14 protein-coding genes and 1 pseudogene are annotated in these 17705 nt (G+C 67.1%); 8 read left to right on the top strand and 7 right to left on the bottom strand.

What is annotated here, in order from left to right; genetic code table 11:
* Positions 1-57 precede the first annotated feature (57 nt).
* Genes E0504_RS05995 through E0504_RS05985 form a run of 3 tightly spaced genes read right to left on the bottom strand, consistent with a single transcriptional unit; the run spans position 58 to position 2585 of the window.
* On the bottom strand, positions 58-1041 hold the full coding sequence (locus tag E0504_RS05995; protein ID WP_131622310.1) for an LLM class flavin-dependent oxidoreductase: 984 nt from the start codon (positions 1039-1041) through the stop codon (positions 58-60).
* Positions 1038-1856: a tetratricopeptide repeat protein gene (locus tag E0504_RS05990; protein ID WP_131622308.1), complete on the bottom strand. Its 819-nt coding sequence runs from the start codon at positions 1854-1856 to the stop codon at positions 1038-1040. The genes E0504_RS05995 and E0504_RS05990 overlap by 4 nt, the downstream gene beginning before the upstream one ends.
* Before the next feature lie 9 nt (positions 1857-1865).
* Positions 1866-2585 carry an alpha/beta fold hydrolase gene (locus E0504_RS05985; RefSeq protein WP_131622306.1) on the bottom strand — a complete coding sequence of 240 codons (720 nt, stop codon included), beginning with the start codon at positions 2583-2585 and terminating at the stop codon, positions 1866-1868.
* Positions 2586-2702: 117 nt separating this feature from the next.
* Between E0504_RS05985 and E0504_RS05980 the strand changes: the two genes are divergently transcribed.
* Together E0504_RS05980 and thrS are read left to right on the top strand one after the other, a co-directional pair.
* Positions 2703-4340: an alkaline phosphatase gene (locus E0504_RS05980; protein ID WP_131622305.1), complete on the top strand. Its 1638-nt coding sequence runs from the start codon at positions 2703-2705 to the stop codon at positions 4338-4340.
* A 220-nt stretch (positions 4341-4560) separates the two neighbouring features.
* Positions 4561-6588, top strand: a complete 2028-nt coding sequence (gene thrS, locus E0504_RS05975) for a threonine--tRNA ligase (RefSeq protein WP_131622303.1) — start codon at positions 4561-4563, stop codon at positions 6586-6588.
* Between the two features lie 94 nt (positions 6589-6682).
* On the opposite strand, the gene E0504_RS53395 is transcribed toward thrS, so the two are convergent.
* From E0504_RS53395 to E0504_RS05965, 3 genes are read right to left on the bottom strand one after another with little or no spacing between them, the layout of a single operon-like run.
* Complete coding sequence (locus tag E0504_RS53395; RefSeq protein WP_282595916.1) at positions 6683-6805, bottom strand: hypothetical protein; 123 nt, start codon at positions 6803-6805, stop codon at positions 6683-6685.
* Between the two features lie 24 nt (positions 6806-6829).
* Positions 6830-7807: an agmatine deiminase family protein gene (locus E0504_RS05970; RefSeq protein ID WP_131622301.1), complete on the bottom strand. Its 978-nt coding sequence runs from the start codon at positions 7805-7807 to the stop codon at positions 6830-6832.
* A 10-nt stretch (positions 7808-7817) separates the two neighbouring features.
* Positions 7818-9446 (bottom strand): M28 family peptidase, encoded by a 1629-nt coding sequence (locus E0504_RS05965; RefSeq protein ID WP_131622381.1) that lies wholly within the window; start codon positions 9444-9446, stop codon positions 7818-7820.
* A 177-nt stretch (positions 9447-9623) separates the two neighbouring features.
* On the opposite strand from E0504_RS05965, the gene E0504_RS05960 reads away from it, so the two are divergent.
* The 6 genes from E0504_RS05960 (at position 9624) to E0504_RS05935 (ending at position 17419) form a co-directional block, all read left to right on the top strand.
* A complete protein-coding gene (locus E0504_RS05960) occupies positions 9624-12317 on the top strand; it encodes a bifunctional [glutamine synthetase] adenylyltransferase/[glutamine synthetase]-adenylyl-L-tyrosine phosphorylase (RefSeq protein WP_131622299.1) in 2694 nt (897 codons plus the stop codon).
* On the top strand, positions 12317-12787 hold the full coding sequence (locus E0504_RS05955) for a peroxiredoxin (protein WP_207912193.1): 471 nt from the start codon (positions 12317-12319) through the stop codon (positions 12785-12787). The genes E0504_RS05960 and E0504_RS05955 overlap by 1 nt, the downstream gene beginning before the upstream one ends.
* Positions 12788-12792: 5 nt before the next feature.
* Positions 12793-13584, top strand: a complete 792-nt coding sequence (locus E0504_RS05950; RefSeq protein WP_373693875.1) for a ferritin-like domain-containing protein — start codon at positions 12793-12795, stop codon at positions 13582-13584.
* A 212-nt stretch (positions 13585-13796) separates the two neighbouring features.
* Positions 13797-14423, top strand: a complete 627-nt coding sequence (locus E0504_RS05945; RefSeq protein ID WP_373693874.1) for a M23 family metallopeptidase — start codon at positions 13797-13799, stop codon at positions 14421-14423.
* Between the two features lie 144 nt (positions 14424-14567).
* On the top strand, positions 14568-16100 hold the full coding sequence (locus E0504_RS05940) for an acyl-CoA synthetase (RefSeq protein WP_131622295.1): 1533 nt from the start codon (positions 14568-14570) through the stop codon (positions 16098-16100).
* An 11-nt stretch (positions 16101-16111) separates the two neighbouring features.
* Positions 16112-17419 (top strand): cytochrome P450, encoded by a 1308-nt coding sequence (locus tag E0504_RS05935; protein ID WP_131622376.1) that lies wholly within the window; start codon positions 16112-16114, stop codon positions 17417-17419.
* Positions 17420-17494: 75 nt separating this feature from the next.
* On the opposite strand, the pseudogene E0504_RS05930 reads toward E0504_RS05935, so the two are convergent.
* Positions 17495-17705 (bottom strand): annotated as a pseudogene (locus E0504_RS05930) (UTP--glucose-1-phosphate uridylyltransferase); the annotation flags it as partial.

Here is a 17705-nt window from a genome sequence, read left to right as displayed (position 1 = left end):
TGCCTGCCGGGCCGCAACCCGCCCCGCGCCGCTCCTACTACGCGCCGACGCCCGCTATTATCCGGCGAGCGCTTCCATCGTCAGGACCAGTGAGTGTTCGCGCGCGGCAGGATCGAAAGTCGCGCCCGAGACGACGATCTCGTCTGCTGCCGTCCGCTCGACAAAGCGCCCGATCGCCGCGCGCACGGTGGCTGGCGATCCGACAGCGCTCGCCTGGCCGATATGGGCGAGCAGGCTCTGTGCCGGAGCCGACAGGGTATCCCGGTAGCCCGGGACCGGCGGCGGCAGTTTACCAGGTTCGCCAGTGCGGAGCCGGACGAAACTTTGCTGCTGCGAGGTGGCGATCAGCTCAGCCTCGGCATCCGTCTCGGCGGTGAACACGGTCATGGCGGCCATGGCGTGCGGCTGATCGAGCCAGGGCGAAGGGCGGAACCGCTCTCGATATAGCTTCAGCGCCGCGTCCAGATGATCAGGAGCGAAATGCGACGCGAACGCATAGGGCAGGCCGAGCTGGGCTGCGAGGTCGGCGCCGAACAGGCTTGAACCAAGCATCCACAGTTCGATGTTGGCCCCATGGCCGGGCGTGGCCTTGAGGGGCAGCTGAGGCTCGCCGGTCAGCAACGCGCGCAGTTCGACCACGTCCTGCGGGAAGAACTCGGCGGCCTGGTGCAGATTCTTGCGCAGAGCGCGCTGCAACTCCGGTCCCGCGCCCGGTGCCCGTCCCAGACCAAGATCGATGCGGCCCGGAAACAACGCGTCCAGCGTACCGAACTGCTCCGCGATCGTGAACGGGTTATGGTTGGGCAGCATGATCCCGCCCGAACCGATCCGGATGCGCGAGGTTGCGTGTCCCACGTGAGCCAGGACCACTGCCGTCGCGCCCCCGGCGATCCCGTCCATCGCATGGTGCTCGGCAACCCAGAAGCGCTTGTAACCGGACCGCTCGGCCACCTGGGCCAGCCGCGCCGTCGCGGCGAACGCTTCGGCCAGCGTGCCGCCTTCGCGCACCGGCACGAGATCGAGGACCGAAAGCGGGATCATTCGCCCGCCAACTGCGCCAGGTAGCGTTTCGCGGCGACGCCTTGTTCGCTCTCCGGAGAGGCAGCGACGACCGACTCGAACGACTTGCGCGCCGCCTCGTCGCGGCCATCAAGCGCGGCGATCACCCCCGCTTCCAGCCCGACAGCAGGATCCCGCGGATCGAGCGCCGCGGCTTGTTCGATAAACGTTTGCGCGCCGGTCATATCGCCCATGCGGCGAGACAGTGTCGCGGACAGCAGCCACGCCTGCGCGTCCTGCGGAACGGCAGCACGGGCTTCACTCAACGCAGCAGCAGCGTCCGTTTCCCGGCCCAGAGACACCAGCGCGCTTGCCCGGTCGAGCTGGAGTGCGCCCAACAGCTCGGCATCGCCAGCCGCATCGGCCTGCCCCGCGTCCAGCGCGGCGAGCGCCGCGCCTGGGTCGCCTTGGGCGAGTAGCGCGCTCCCGGCGAGCGCGCTCATCCGTGCGCGGAAGCGTGGTTCATCGGCATCGCCGCGTGCGGCGAGGAAGGCGGCCGCGGCGGCGGCCCAGTCTCCGCTGTTGGCCGTCGCGACGCCCAGGCAATGGCTCCCTGCGGCGCGCTGCGCTCCGGTCGTGCGCGAGATCCATTCGTCGGCAAGCGTTCGCGCCCGCGCCGGATCGCTGGCAGCGAGCTTAAGGCAGGTATCGAGCGCGGTCGTCGCCCGGGGGCGCGGCGAAGCGACCTCCTCGCGGGCGGGCCGGTCGCGCAGTTCGGGCGGCAGGTCGCTGAATGTCGGCATCGTCGGCGCAATGCCGACCTGCATCAGCAGAAAGGGTAGCAGAGCATTGAGCATGGTCAGCCTTCAGATGGTGGCGAGAGTCCCTAGCAGCAAGGCGATATCCTGCTCGCGGCTCAAGTTGTGATCACCGTTCTTGACCAGCGTCAGGTGAACCTCGCTCGAACGCAGGGACTGCGCCAATCGGACGGAGATGTCCCATGGCACCACCTGATCACGCATGCCATGGACGAGGCGCACCGGGCAGGAGAGGGTGATCTCTCCCTCCAGCCGCCGGTTGTCCTGACCATCGGCCCAGAAGCCGGCATAGAACGGAGTGGGGCCATACGGACTGGCGTCATAGATCGTCTCCCCTGCAGACAGGCGCCGCTTATCTTCGTCCGAGCGACCCCATTCGGTGAAGTCGGGTGCTGCGGCGATGCCCATGAGGCCATGCACCCGGTCCCCCAGGATTTCCGCCACCAGCAGCATCAGCCATCCGCCCATCGACGATCCGATCAGCACCACCGACTGGTCCACCAGCGCATCGATCAGCGCCACCACCTCATCGCGCCACCGTCTGAGCGAACCATCAGCAAAATCCCCCTCCGATTGGCCGCATCCGGAATAGTCCAGCAGCAGACAGGCGCGGCCCTGTTCGGCCGCCCACTGGTAGAAGGCGCCTGCCTTGATCCCCGCCATGTCCGATCGGTAGCCGGGCAGGAACACCAATGCCGGCCCGGACCCCGGACGGAAACGGTAGGCGATCTGGCGGCCGGCGACGGGGTGAAAGCGAACGGTATCCATGCCCCAGGTCTAGGCCACGGGAGGGGGGCAGGGTCAATCCGCCAGGCGCCATCGCCGCGTGACACGGCGTCGTCATGCAGGCAGCATAGCCGACGCCACTCCATAGGACGCAACCGCATGTCACGCCAGCCACCAGCCCCGCTGCACAGCATTCCACTCGATCGCCGGGCGCTGCTCTTGGGGGGCGCTCTCGGCCTTGGGCTGGCCGCTGCGCCGGTGGCCGCCCAAACCGCCCGAGGATTCACCCACGGCGTCGCCAGCGGGGAACCAACGGCCAGGTCGGTTTTGTTATGGACCCGCTTCGCCGCCGCCGCTCCGGCTCGGCTCAGGTTCGAGGTATCGGAGACCGCGGACTTTGCGCGGGCGGTATCCGGCGGCAGCGTTACCGCCGATCCGCAACGCGACTGGTGTGCCAAGGCGATCGCTGAAGGGCTGAAGCCGGCGAGGTGGTATCACTACCGCTTTATCGCGCCTGACGGTTCGATCTCCGCGGTCGGCCGCACGCGCACCCTGCCCGAAGGCGCAACCGATCGCTTTCGGATGGCAGTGTTCAGCTGCTCAAACCTCGGCTTTGGGTATTTCAATGCGTATGCACACGCCAACGAGGATGACGCGTTTGATCTTGCGGTCCACCTCGGCGACTACTTCTACGAATACGACCGTGAGACCTATCCGACGGAGAAGCAGCGGGTCGATGGCCGGATCGCGGACCCGCTGAGCGAGGCGATCCACCTTGCTGACTACCGCCTGCGCTACGCCAGCTATCGCAGCGATCCCGACCTGGTTCGCCTGCACCAGCTATACCCGATGATCGCGGTGTTCGACGATCACGAGATCGCCAACGATGCCTGGCGCGGCGGCGCGGAAAACCACACCGAAGCGGCCGAAGGCACGTGGACCGCCCGCCGGAAGGCGGCCATGCAGGCGCGCCTGGAGTGGCTGCCGATCAGCGACGACCCTTGGGCGCGGTACGATGTCGGCGATCTGGCGACGCTGTTTCGGTTGGAAACCCGCCTTTCCGGGCGCGACAAGCAGTTCAACCTGAGCGATGTCGTCAAGGGAGTGGCGCCGGAGCAGGCCGCGACCGCTTTGCGCAGCTTCCACGACGACGCGTATATGGATCCGCAGCGCACCCTGATGGGACCGGCGCAGGAGCGCTGGCTCGATGCTGGGCTAAAGTCCTCCGTTAAGTCGGGGCGCAGATGGCAGGTTCTGGTGCAGCAGGTGGTGATGGGCACGGTGCTGCTGCCACCGACCGTGTCGCTCAAGCTCGAACCGGAAATCGAGAAGCTCGCGCGCTCGCGCATGGCCGGGCTCCTGGCGGCGAGCGAAGCCGGGCTGCCGTTCAACATGGATTCGTGGGACGGCTACCCCGCCGCCCGCAATCGCCTGCTCAACTCGGCGCGAGAAGCAGAGGCGAACCTGGTGGTGCTGTCGGGCGACAGTCACAACGCCTGGGCGAGCGATCTTGGCGGAGCCGGGGTGGAGTTCGCCGGCACCTCGGTCACCTCTCCCGGGGTCGAGACCTACCTGCCGTTCGTCAAGCCGGCGGAGCTAGCCCGCGCGCTGGTGCAGACCAGCGGTTCGCTTCACTGGTGCGACACCTCCCGCCGCGGTTACATGTGCGTCGAACTGACACCTGCCAAGGCAACCTGCGAGTGGCGGTTCACCGATACCGTGAAGCAGCGGTCGAGCACGCTGGCGGGAACGCACCGGCTGTCCGCCGACTTTGGCGCCCGGCGCTTGAGCGGATAGTCTTTGCGGCGTATGTCAATCGGCGTGACGCATCAGCGAACCCTGACACCGACTACCACCCTCCCGGCATTCCGGGGGCGGTCGGTCGCGGGCTGATCCCGCGCCGCCGCCGCCCGGCTTCGGGCGGCAGGCGTCATCCTCCCGAAGCGGTCCTCCCTTCAGACGCCTTCCGGCGCGGCCTCCTTTCTGCCATGGGCGCGCCAAACGACGGACGGAACGTATGAGCGAGCTTCTCAAGATCAGCCTCCCCGATGGATCGGTGCGCGAAATGCCGCAGGGCAGCACTCCGGCCGATGTCGCCGCGGCAATCGGGCCCGGCCTGGCCAAGGCGGCCATCGCCGCGCGGGTCGATCACGGTTCCGGGGCGGAGCTGCGCGACCTCAACCGTCCTTTCGAAGGCGATGCGCAGGTGGCGCTGGTGACCAGCCGCGACGAAGCCGACGCGCTGGAACTGGCGCGGCATGACTTCGCCCACGTTCTCGCTGAAGCGATCCAGGCGTTGTGGCCCGGCACGCAGATCACGTTCGGGCCCGCGACCGACGACGGGTTCTATTACGACGTGATGGCGCCGGCCAGCCGCGCGCCGTTTTCCATCGACGACCTGCCGGCGATCGAAGACAAGATGCGCCAGATCATCCGCGCCGACAAACCGCTCCACCGCGAGGTCTGGTCACGCGCGGACCTGATCAAGCGCTGGCAGGATCACGGCGAGAGCTTCAAAGCCGAATGGGCGGCGGAGCTTCCCGAGCATGAGGAACTGACCGTCTATTGGTCAGGCGGTCCCGAGGAAGAGGACGCGTGGCTGGACATGTGCCGCGGCCCGCATCTGCCGTCCACGGGCAAGCTCGATCCGCAGGCGTTCAAGCTGACGCGCGTGGCGGGGGCATACTGGCGCGGCGATCAGAAGAATGCGCAGCTCACGCGCATCTACGGCACCGGCTGGCTCAACAAGAAACAGCTCGACGCGCACCTCCATCGGCTGGAGGAAGCGGCCAAGCGCGACCACCGCAAGCTGGGCCGCGAAATGGACTTGTTCCACCTGCAGGAAGAGGCGCACGGCAGCGTGTTCTGGCATCCGCAGGGCTACAAGATCTGGCGCGAACTGGAGGCGTACATGCGTCGCCGGCTCGACGCGGCGGGCTATGTCGAGGTGAAGACCCCGCAGGTGATGGACGCGCGCCAGTGGGAGAAGTCCGGCCACTGGGGCAAATACCGCGAGAACATGTTCGTCATCCCCGACGAGGTGCCCAATACCGAGGACGAAGGCCCGCTGGTATCCGACGATGCCGAGTGGATGGCGCTCAAGCCCATGAACTGCCCGGCGCACGTGCTGATCTTCAAGCAGGGGATCACCAGCTATCGCGACCTGCCGCTTAAGATGGCGGAATTCGGTTGCTGCCACCGCAACGAGCCTCACGGCGCGCTCCACGGCATCATGCGTGTGCGTCAATTCACCCAGGATGATGCGCACATCTTCGTGCGCGAGGATCAACTGGTCCAGGAAGTGCGCGACTTCTGCGACTTGCTCGACAGCGTCTATCACGATCTCGGCTTCGACCAGTACGCAATCAAGCTGGCGCTGCGGCCCGACAAGCGCTTCGGTTCGGACGAGATGTGGGACATTGCCGAAGAGGAGCTGCGCCAGGCGGTGATCGCTTCGGGCCGGGCGACGGAGGAGTTCGGCTGGGAAGAGCTGCCGGGCGAGGGCGCCTTCTATGCGCCGAAGCTGGAATTCCACCTGACCGACGCGATTGGCCGGACGTGGCAGGTCGGCACGATCCAGTCCGACCGGGTGCTGCCCGAGCGGCTCGACGCCAGCTACATCGGCGAAGACGGCGAACGACACCGGCCGGTGATGCTGCATCGCGCGATCCTGGGCACGTTCGAGCGCTTCATCGGCATCCTGATCGAACATTTTGCCGGCAAGCTGCCCGTGTGGCTGGCGCCGACCCAGGCGGTGGTCACCACCATCGTGTCGGATGCGGATGAGTACGCGGAACAGGTGCTGGCCAAGCTCCGAGCAGCGGGCGTGCGGGTGGAGGCGGATCTCCGCAACGAGAAGATCAATTACAAGGTGCGCGAGCACAGCCTCAAAAAGGTCCCTCACCTGCTGGTCGTCGGCAAGCGGGAGGCGGATGAAGGCATGGTCGCGCTGCGTACGCTCGGGGCCGAACACCAGAAGGTCATGCCGCTCGACGACGCCATCGCACAGCTGAAAGCGGAGGCTACTCCGCCCGACTTGCGGTGACGTTGCGGCTCGGCGGCAGCGATTTGATCGCGCGCTTATGAAATCCGGCGATTGATTGAGACTGATGCGGATGCGCCAGACGGGCGCGTCCGACCTAGAAGGGCAGCGCGCGTCCGGCGAGGATCATCGCGAGCGGACAGCTGGTCACCAGCGCGAACCGGGCGATTTCGCTCAGTGGCGATTCGGTGGTCAGGATACGGGCGACAGCCTTGGCCATGTGCGCGTCATGCGCGCCAAGAAGCTAAGGCGGAGTTAAAGCCGGCATCTGCTGACTGGCGCAGTGAAAGCCGCCGCCACCCGCGAGTACCGCATCGGCGGGCAGGCCGATGGTGGCGCGATCGGGAAAGAGGTCCGCGATCGCAGCGACCCCCTCGTCATCGTGCACCGAGCCGAACGTGGGGACGACGACCAGATTGGTCGTGATCGCGAAGTTGGCGTAGCTTGCCGGCTCGATGAAATCGCCGCGCGTGATCAGGCCGGGCGACGGGATGTCGGCCACCTGGACGCCGAATGCCTCGGCGCGGTTCCTCGCGTCGGCATAGACCGCCGCGTTCGGATCGTCCGCCCCCGTCCCCCGCGGGAGCGCCAGCCGGTTCGGCGCCACGAACCGGGCAAGGTTGTCGACATGGCCATCGGTGTGATCGTTCAACAGTCCGTCGCCAAGCCACAGGACCCTGTCCAGGCCAAGATCGGCCGCCAATCGCTGTTCGATGTTGCCGCGCGACAGCTGCGGATTGCGGTTTGGGTTGAGCAGACATTGTTCGGTGGTCGCGACGAGGCCGGTGCCGTCGCCGTCGATTGCACCGCCTTCAAGGATCCAGTCGGTCTCTACGACCGGCAGGCCGGCATCGCGGGCGAGTTCGGCGCCGATCGTCTGGTCGCCTTCCATCAGGTACTTGCCGCCCCAGCCGTTGAAGCGGCAGCGCAGCGCGGTTTCGTCGCGGCGCACGAGCGGTCCGGTGTCGCGCACCCATACGTCGCCGTAGGCGCGCCGCTCAAGCTTCACCGCCCCCGAAACCAGGCCTGCCGCACGCGCTTCGTTCGCCGCGTCCCGCACCAGCAGGCGAACCTCCTGCCCGCTTTCGGCAACCGCGTTCGCGAACGCCGCCATCTGCTCCTGCGCGCGCGACAGGTAGCCTGGCCATTCCTCTGAATCGTGCGGGAAGCCGATCCACAGCCAGGCCTGCGGCGCCCACTCCGGCGGCATCAACGCGGACATCGAGGGCATATCAGCAGCCGGCAGTGCTGCTGGCGCAGCTCTTGTCGCGGATGGCGCGGAACTCGTCCGTGTTGTGCCAGTTCGGCCACGTACTGCTCTCGGCGAGCGAACGGCCAAGCTGGTAGAACAGCGCGAGGTCGGTGGTCATGCCGGACCAGTCCCACGTATCCGACCACTCGTCGCTCGGCGCGTGATACCGGTTCTGGACATAATCGTCCGCCGCCGCTTGCCCGGCTGCGGTACCGCCGGCGATCAGATCGAGCCCCCGATCGACGTAGAACATCGGCACGCCGCGCTTGGCGAGGCTGAAGTGGTCGGAGCGGTAATAGTAGCCTTTCTCAGGCTCCGCCTCGGGCGAACCGCGCAGACCTTGCTGAGCCAGCGTCTGGTTGAACAACGTGGTCAGGTCGGACTTGTCGCCTCCGGTCATCATGTAATCGCGCGCGCTCCCGCCCGGGGCGAGCGCATCGATGTTCACTCCGCCGACGGTCTGCGCCAACGGGTAGATCGGGTTTTGGGCATAGTATTCGGATCCGAGCAGCCCGGATTCCTCAAGCGTCAGCGCGATGAACACCTGGCTCCGCGCGGTCGGTCCGGCGCGGTGGTTGGCGTCCGCCAGCGCCGTGATCGCGCCGATGCCGGTCGCGTTGTCGACCGCGCCGTTGCAGATGTCGTCGCCGGTTGCGTCGGGAGTGCAGCGGCCCAGGTGATCCCAGTGTCCGGAATAGAGCACGTATTCGTCCGCGCGGGTCGTGCCGGGCAGAATGCCAACCACATTGTGCGAGGTCGATTTTCGCACCGCGTTGTCGAACCCGAAGCTGGCGGTCAGGCCAAGCGGGACGGCCTTGAATCCCTTGATTTGGGCGGCGGCGGTCAGGGCGCCAAGGTCCTTGCCCGCCGCACCGACGGTGGCTTCGGCGGCGGCTTTCTGCACCCAGCCATTGGCCATCGTCTGGTCCATCCCGTCGTTGGCGGTCTGGACGTAGTATTGCGCGCCGGTCCAGCTGGAGTTGACGACGTTCCAGCCATACGCGGCTGGGAACGTGTCGTGGACTATGATCGCCGCGGCGGCGCCCTGGCGGGCAGCTTCCTCGAACTTGTAGGTCCAGCGGCCGTAGTAGGTCATCCGCCGACCCTTGAAGAGGCCATCCTGACCGTCCATCGCATAGTCGGGATCGTTGACCAGGATGACCGCGGTCTTCCCCTTCATGTCCACGCCGGCATAGTCGTTCCAGCCGAGTTCCGGCGCGTTGATGCCATAGCCGACGAAGACCAGCGGGCTGTTCTCGACCCTGGTCTGCGGCGTCACCCGGTAACTGGTCGCGACGTACTGGTCGCCGAACGAGAAGCGCAACGGCGTGGCGCCGCCGCTGACCGTCATCGGACTGTGGTTGCTGCCGGTGATTTCCACCGTCGGCACTTCCTGTAGCCACTTGCCCTGGTTGCCCGGCTTGAGCCCGGCGCGCTCGAACTGCGCGACGATGTAGTCGAGCACTCTGGGTTCGGTCGCCGTGCTTGGCGCTCTGCCCTCAAGGTCGTCCTGCGACAGCCGCTTCGTCACCTGCTGCATCAGCGGGATCGAAGGTGCGACCGCGAGTTGCGCGCTGCCGGCGGGAGCGGCCCCGGCAACCGGTTCCATGGTGGCGGCGCAGCCGGACAGCGCAAGCGAGGCTGCGGCGACCGCGGCTAGGGAACGATAGGGCAAAAGGCAGCCTCCCGATGTGACGTTTGTCGGGCAGGTCCTGCCATGCAGCGGCAGGCGGCACAACCCGACTGGCGCTTGCACCGGGCGCCGGGTTCGGCTTGGAACGGCGTCATGACGGGAAACTGGCACCATGCGCTCGGCCGCGCCCGGTCTCACTCGCCCTTCCTTGCCCAGGCGGCGGCGCGGCTACCCGCGCTCACCGAACTGCTGGCTGAGGGAGCGGGGGAGGACGCGCTCGCCTGGGCGGCGGCCGCCGGGGATGGGATCGCCGACCCTGGACGCGCGCTGCGCCGGGAGCGCTTGGCGTATGCCTTGGCGCTGGCCATCGGCGATCTGGCGGGCGCGTTCCCGCTGGCGCGCGTCATGGGGGAGCTGTCGGCGCTGGCCGACCGGTCGCTGGACCGGGCCATCGCCGCGGCGATCCGCAAGCGTGTGCCCGACGCGAATCCCGACGGCATGATTGCGCTCGCCCTTGGCAAGCATGGCGCGCGAGAGCTGAACTACAGCTCCGATATCGACCCGATCCTGCTGTACGATCCGGCCACGCTGCCGCGGCGGGAGCGCGACGAACCGGCCGAGGCTGCCCAGCGCTATGCGCGCGAGATCGTCCGCCTGTTGAGCGAAGTCACCGCCGACGGCTTCGTGTTCCGGGTCGACCTACGCCTGCGGCCGGCGTCGGAAGTCAGCCCGCTGGCAATTCCGGTGGCCGGTGCGCTCACTCATTATGAAAGCTCGGCGCTGACCTGGGAGCGAGCGGCATTCATACGTGCGCGTGCCGCCGCTGGCGACCTGGGGGCCGGCGAAGACTTCCTGGGGGCCATTCGCCCGTTTGTCTGGCGGCGAAGTCTCGACTTCGGTGCGATCGGGGAAATCCGCCGGCTGACGGCGCGCATCCGCGCCAGCTATTCCGGACCGCAAGAGCCGGGGCCGGGCTTCAACCTGAAGCTGGGGCGCGGCGGGATCCGCGAGGTCGAGTTCTTTGCCCAGACTCATCAGCTGATCCACGGGGGCCGCGATCCATCGTTGCGGGTGAGGGGCACCCGCGCCGCTCTGGATGCGCTGGCGGCGGCGGGCATCGTCGCGGACGCGGATGCCCACGCGCTGGGCGAGGCCTATGATCGGCTGCGAATGCTCGAGCACCGGCTGCAGATGGTTACCGACCAGCAGACGCACGTCCTGCCCAGTGGAGCCGCGCTCGACAACGTGGCGCAGCTCGACGGCCTGGCCGACGGCGCGGCGCTGGTGGCGGAACTGCGGGAAATCACCGAAATCGTCGGGCGGCGCTATGACGCCCTGATCGCGGATGATGAGCAGACCGCCGCGTCGGTGCCGGTCAGCGGGGATAGCTTCGCGCGCAAGTTGGCCGAGCTGGGCTTTGGTGAGCCGGAACAGGTGGCCGAGCGCATCGCCGCATGGAGCGACGGCCATATCCGCGCGCTGCGTTCGCAGGCCGCCCGGGAAGCGTTCGACACCCTGTTGCCCGCGTTGCTGGAACGGCTCGCGGCGGCGCCCGAGCCGGACCAGGCGCTCAACCGGTGGGAGCGGGTGCTGAGCGCGGCACCCAGTGCCATCAACCTGTTCAACCTGTTGATCCAGCGTCCCGCGTTGCTCGACCAGCTGGTGCGCATCCTGGTGCTCGCGCCGACGCTGGCCGACCGGCTCGGGCGCCGGCCCGAACTGCTCGATTCGCTGATCGACCGCCGAGCGCTCGATCTGCCGGGTAGCGTGGCGGAAATCGCCGCGCAGATGGATGCGGCCGATCGCGAGGATTACGAATACCGGCTCGATCGCATCCGCCGCGTGACGGGGGAATTGCGGTTCGCTCTCGGCCTGCAGACGATCGCCGCGGTGCACGATCCCCTTCAGATCGGCGCCGCCCTGTCCCGCACCGCCGAAGCCGCGCTGGCAACGGCGCAGTCAGCGGCGGTCGCGGAGTTCGAACGGGCGCACGGGCGGGTGCCGGGGGGCGAACTGGTCGTGCTCGGGCTCGGACGACTGGGGGGAGGGACGCTGACTCACGCATCCGATCTCGATGTCATCTATCTGTTCAGCGGCGACTTCGGCGGGGAGTCTGACGGACCACGCCCCCTCGGCGCGACGCATTACTTCAACCGCCTGGCCCAGCGCGTCACCGCCGCGCTCAGCGTTCCGACCGCCGAAGGTGCGCTTTACGAGGTCGACACCCGCCTGCGTCCGCAGGGCGCCCAGGGGCCGCTGGCGGTCAGCTTCGACAGCTTCGCGCGCTACCAGGCTGAGGAGGCGTGGACCTGGGAGCACATGGCCCTGGCGCGCGCGCGACCGCTGACAGGATCGGCGGAAGCGCGGGCGCAATTGCAGTCGATCATCGACCAGGTGCTCGTCCGCCATCGCGACCCTGACGTCCTGAAATTCGACGTGTTGAAGATGCGCAGCGAAATGGCGGTACACAAACCGGCGCGCGGAGTGCTCGACGCCAAGCTGCTGCGCGGCGGACTGGTCGACCTGGAATTCCTTGTCCACTACCTGCAGCTGCGCGAGCGGATCGGGTTCGATCCGGACCTGGGGCAGGCGGTCGATGCGCTGGTGGCGGCCGATCTGCTCCGGCCCGCCGTGCGCGAGGCGCTCGCGCTGATGACCCGGATGCTGGTCGCGGCCCGCCTGCTCGCGCCCGATGTCGACGAGCCGCCCCCCGCCGCAGCTGCCGCGCTGGCCGAGGCATGCGGCCATCCCGATCTGCCGTCGCTTCTGCTGGCGTTCGCCGACGCGCGGCAAGAAGTTGCGGGCGCCTGGGCCGATTCGTTCGGACAACCGCTGGAGACTGCCTGATGACCAAGCCTGCCGTGGGCGATCTGATGCCTGACATCGCCATGGAAACCCCCGACGGGGGCATCGTCCGCCCATCGGATTTCGCGGGCAAGCCGGCGGTGGTCTGGTTCTATCCCAAGGACAACACCCCTGGCTGCACGACCGAGGCGAAGGATTTCACCGCGCTGGCGCGCGACTTTGCCGAAGCCGGGGTGGCACTGCTCGGGGTGTCCAAGGACCCGCCCGCAAAGCACCGGGCGTTCATGGCCAAACAGGAGCTCGCAGTGCCGCTGGCGACCGATGCGCAGGATGGCGGCCTGTCCGATGCGCTGGGCATCTGGACCGAGAAGCAGCTCTACGGGAAGAAGTTCATCGGCATGGTGCGCACGACATACCTGCTGGATGCGCAAGGACGAATCGCCCGGGTGTGGGACAAGGTGAAGGTGAAGGGACACGCGGCCGAAGTGCTGGAAGCGGCCAAGGCTCTGTGACCCGCTTGCCTCCCGTCGGTGACGCCATCCGCGCCGCTCTGCTCACTCCTGCTCCTGCAGCCAAGGTGATGGCCGCGCGGAAAGTGGCCCGGGACTGGCGCCTCGGCCGACTTGGCCTGACCTTCGATCAGCCGATGCCCAATCGGCCCGCGCGGCCTGTCGCCCCGGAACTGCTGCCGCCGAACCGGATGCCGAAACGCGGCAAAGCCGGATCCGAGCGGGGGCGCCTAGCCTTGTGGCATGCGCTCGCGCACATCGAATTCGTAGCCATCGACCTCGCGCTCGACATGGCGGGGCGGTTCGGGGCGGAGATGGGCGAAGATTTCGTGTCCGATTTCCTCGGCGTTGCGGCCGACGAGGCGATGCACTTCGCGCTGCTCGAGCGGCATCTTGCCACGATGAACAGCTCGTACGGCGCCATGCCGGCGCATGATGGCCTGTGGCAGGCCGCCGAGCAGACCGCGCACAGTGTGGCGGCGCGGCTGGCGGTGGTACCGATGGTGCTGGAAGCGCGAGGCCTCGACGTGACCCCGTCCACGATCGAACGGGTGACAAACCACGGCGATATGGCGGGTGCTCGAATCCTCACGCGCATCCTTGACGACGAAATCCGTCATGTGGCCATCGGCTCCAAGCACTTTGACGAATGTGCCCGAATCCAGGACATGACGCCTGAAAACTACTGGATTTTGCTGGTTCGCAGGCACTTTCGCGGAGGACTGAAGCCTCCGTTCAACGACTCGGCGCGTCTTGCAGCCGGTTTATCGCTCAGTGCCTGTGCCGTGCTTGCTTGTTAAACAATTGCCCGGTTAACCCACAATCATCGAGACGGCGGGGGGTTCCGATCAGTCTCAGAAAAATTGCCCGCGAGCCGATTTTTTCCGGTTCGCAGATGGGTTCGCAGCGGCGCCGGGGGGTGTCGCGAAGCAAAAGGACGGGTATTTTGGTCGCAAGCCTTCTCCAGCGCCGTGTCGTTGCCGCACTTGCCGCATTCGGCGCACTGTTCTCGATGGGCGCGACGCCTGCTTTCGCAAATTCCAGTGCCGCCTCGGCGGATATCGCCGCTTCGGTGCGCGATGCCCGTGCTTCGGGCGTGTCGGGTTCCGACGAGCAGTTCAAGCAGCTGTTCTCCAGCTGGCAGGCACTCGATAACGGCGGTCCCACCACCAGCACCGTATCGACCCCGATCGCCCCGACCATGGGCGTGTCGATCCCGTCGCGCGCTCCTCTTGCTGCCGCGGCGACCACCAGCAGCTATGGCATGCGCACGCATCCGGTGCTGGGCGGAATGCACGCTCACAAGGGCATCGACCTTGCCGCCCCGACCGGCACCCCGGTCTATGCGACCGCCGACGGGAAGATCGGGCGCGCCGACTGGTTCTCCAGCTACGGCCTGTACGTCGCGATCGACCACGGCAGCAATCTTCAGACCCGCTATGCGCACATGAGCCGCCTGGCGGTCGCCGCCGGCCAGCATGTCCGCAAGGGCGACATCATCGGCTACGTCGGCAGCACTGGCCGCTCGACCGGGCCGCACCTGCACTATGAAGTCCGGGTAGCTGGCCAGGCGGTCAATCCGATCCCCTACATGGCAGAGACCCGCCCCAGCGGCGCCGCGGTCCTCGCCGCCAAGTAATTCTGGAAGGTTCGCGGACTGCCTCGACAGGCCAAGAGACACTCGGGAGAGGAGTGCTCGGATAAGGGCGATCGGCACGAGCCGGTCGCCCTTTTCGCTTGCCCGGTTGCGCTATGAAACTAATCTCCCGGGTGGGAGAACACGATGCATCCGACAACTCATGCCGCCAACCGCCCTGACCACCCCGCGATCATCATGGCAGGCAGCGGCAGGACGATCACCTACCGTGAAATGGAAGACGCCGCCAATCGCGTGGCGCAGTTGTTTCGCAGCCGGGGAGTGGGGCCCGGCGACACGGTGGGACTGTGGCTGGAGAACCGGCCGGAATACCTGGAGATCGCCTGGGGCAACCAGCGCGCGGGCACGGTTCTGGTACCGATCTCGACGCACCTGACGGCGGACGAGGTTGCCTACATCCTGCAGGACAGCGGCGCCAAGATGCTGATCAGTTCAGCCTATTTCTCGCCCAGGCTTGCCGAGTTGGGCGACCTCGCGCCGCAGGTCGAGCAACTGGTGTTCGATACCGACGCCGATGCCGCGGCGCTGCTCGCGGCAATGCCGGCAGAGCCGATCGCAGATCAGCAGCTTGGCCTGGCGATGCTTTACAGCTCTGGCACTACGGGCCGGCCAAAGGGGATTAAGCCGGTCAGCCCGCCCGATCCCGACCACCTCGCCGTTTCCCCGTTGCTGATGCTCGCCGCGCATGCGTTCGGGTGGCCGACTGACGGGAGCGTCGTGTACCTCAGCCCAGGGCCACTCTATCATGCGGCGCCGTTCCGCTGGACGATGACCGCGCACAGCCTAGGCGGCACGGTCGTGGTGATGGAGAAATTCGATGCCGAAGCGGCGCTAGCCGCGATCGAAGCGTACAAAGTGACCGACAGCCAATGGGTGCCGACCCACTTCGTGCGCATGCTCAAGCTGCCCGAGGAAATTCGCACCCGTTACGACTTGTCGACGCACAAGCGGGCAATCCACGCGGCGGCGCCGTGTCCGGTCGACGTCAAGACCAAGATGATCGACTGGTGGGGTCCGATCCTGCTCGAATACTACGCCGGATCGGAAGGCAACGGGATGACCTTCGCGACATCGCAGCAGTGGCTCGAACACCCCGGCTCGGTTGGCAAGCCGATCAGGGGCATCCCGCACATCTGCGATGTCGACGGCAATGAACTGCCGGTGGGTGAGGAGGGCGTCGTGTTCTTCGAGAACGAGGATCAGTTCGTCTACCACAACGATCCCGACAAGACCGCCGAAGCCACGCACGCGAACGGCTGGACCACGCTGGGCGACATCGGCAAGCTGGACGAGGATGGCTTCCTCTACCTGACCGACCGGCGGTCCAACATGATCATCTCGGGCGGGGTCAACATCTATCCGCAGGAGATCGAGAACCTCCTGATAACGCATCCCAAGGTGACCGATGCGGCGGTGATCGGCGCGCCGTGCCCGGACATGGGCGAGCGGGTGGTGGCCGTTGTCCAGCCGGCGGACCCGGACGCGGCGGGGGAGGGTCTGCGCGCCGAGTTGCTCGACTACCTCGGCACCAAGCTTGCGCGGCTCAAGCTACCGCGGGAGATCGACTTCCGCGCCGAATTGCCGCGGGAGGCGAACGGCAAGCTCTACAAGCGCAAGCTCAAGGACGAGTACCGAGAGCGCGCGAGCGAGGGAGTCTGACGATGGCCACCATGGCTGATCCCGCCGCCGCAACCCCGATCGCTCCGCCAGAGATCGCGCGCGAGGTGATCGATCCCAAGGCGTACGCCGGCTGGGACCACCTGCTCGACACCTTCGACTGGCTGCGCGAACAGATGCCGGTTGCGCGGATCGTGCCCGAACCTGCCGAACTGCACCCGCCCTTCTGGCTCGTCACTCGGTACGATGACGTGATGCGCATCTCGAAGGACAACGCGACCTTCCTCAACAACCCGCGCACGGTGGTGTTCAGCACCACCGACGGGATCGAGTTCGCCAAGGCGTTCTCCGGCGGTAGCGAGCACATGGTGGCGAGCCTCGTCACGTTCGATGCGCCCATCCACATGAAGTACAGGAAACTCACCCAGGAATGGTTCATGCCCAAGAACCTCCGCGGGATCGAAGATGAGGTGCGCAGCATCGCCCGCGCCGCGGTCGATCGCTTGCTTGCCGCAGGTCCGCAGGTCGATTTCTGCAAGGAGGTCGCCGCGCCCTATCCGCTGCACGTCGTTATGCAGATCCTCGGCGTGCCCGAGGAAGACGAGCAGCGGATGCTGATGCTGACCCAGCAGATGTTCGGCGGTCAGGACGAGGACCTCAACCAGTCGGGCATGAAGGACCTGCCGCCCGAGGTAATCACCCAGATCATCGCCGGCGCGGTCAAGGACTTCGAGGCCTACTTCGCCAAGCTGACGGCGGAGAAGCGCGCTCATCCGACGGGCGATGTCGCCAGCACCATCGCCAACGCCGAGGTCGATGGCGAACCGCTGAACGATCGCGACATGATGGGCTATTACATCATCGTCGCGGCGGCGGGGCACGACACCACCAGCGCCTCCACCGCCGGGGCGATGCTGGCACTGGCACAGGACCCGGAGCAGTGGGCGCGGGTGAAGGCCGACCGCTCGCTGCTGAGCGGGATCGTCGAGGAGGCGATTCGCTGGACCAGCCCGGTGCAACACTTCATGCGCACCGCGGCGGAGGATACCGAGGTGGGTGGGCAACGCATCGCCAAGGGTGACTGGCTGATGATCAACTACGTTGCGGCCAACCACGACCCCGCCCAGTTCTCCGACCCGCGCAAGTTCGACGCCGCCCGCAGCCCCAATCGCCACCTCGCGTTCGGCGCGGGCGCGCACCAGTGCCTGGGCCTGCATCTCGCCCGGCTGGAGATGCGCATCCTGTTCGAGGAACTGCTCGACCGGGTGGACGCGGTAGAGCTGGCGGGCGAGGCCCGGCGGTCGAGCTCCACCTTCGTGGGCGGGCTGAAGACCCTGCCGCTGCGGGTGACGCCGGCGTAAGCCGCGCGCAGCTTCGCGCACAAGTGGTTCAACCTGCCTGATCGGCGGGGGCGTGCGGCTGCGCTCCTCAACAGGTCAGGTCGAGCGCCTCAACTCCCGCTCCGCCATCGCGCGCACTTCGGCGCCCAGGTCCTCGCGTTCCAGCGCCAGGGCGAGCGTCGCTTCCACGAAGCCCGCCTTGCTGCCGCAGTCGAACCGGCGGCCGGCGAAGGTGACGGCGTGGAAGGGTTGCGTGCCGATCATCCGGGCCATCGCGTCGGTGAGTGGATCTCGCCTCCTGCGCCTT

This window comes from Parafrankia sp. BMG5.11 (assembly GCF_004337455.1).
This window is presented reverse-complemented; position numbering and strand designations above follow the sequence as displayed.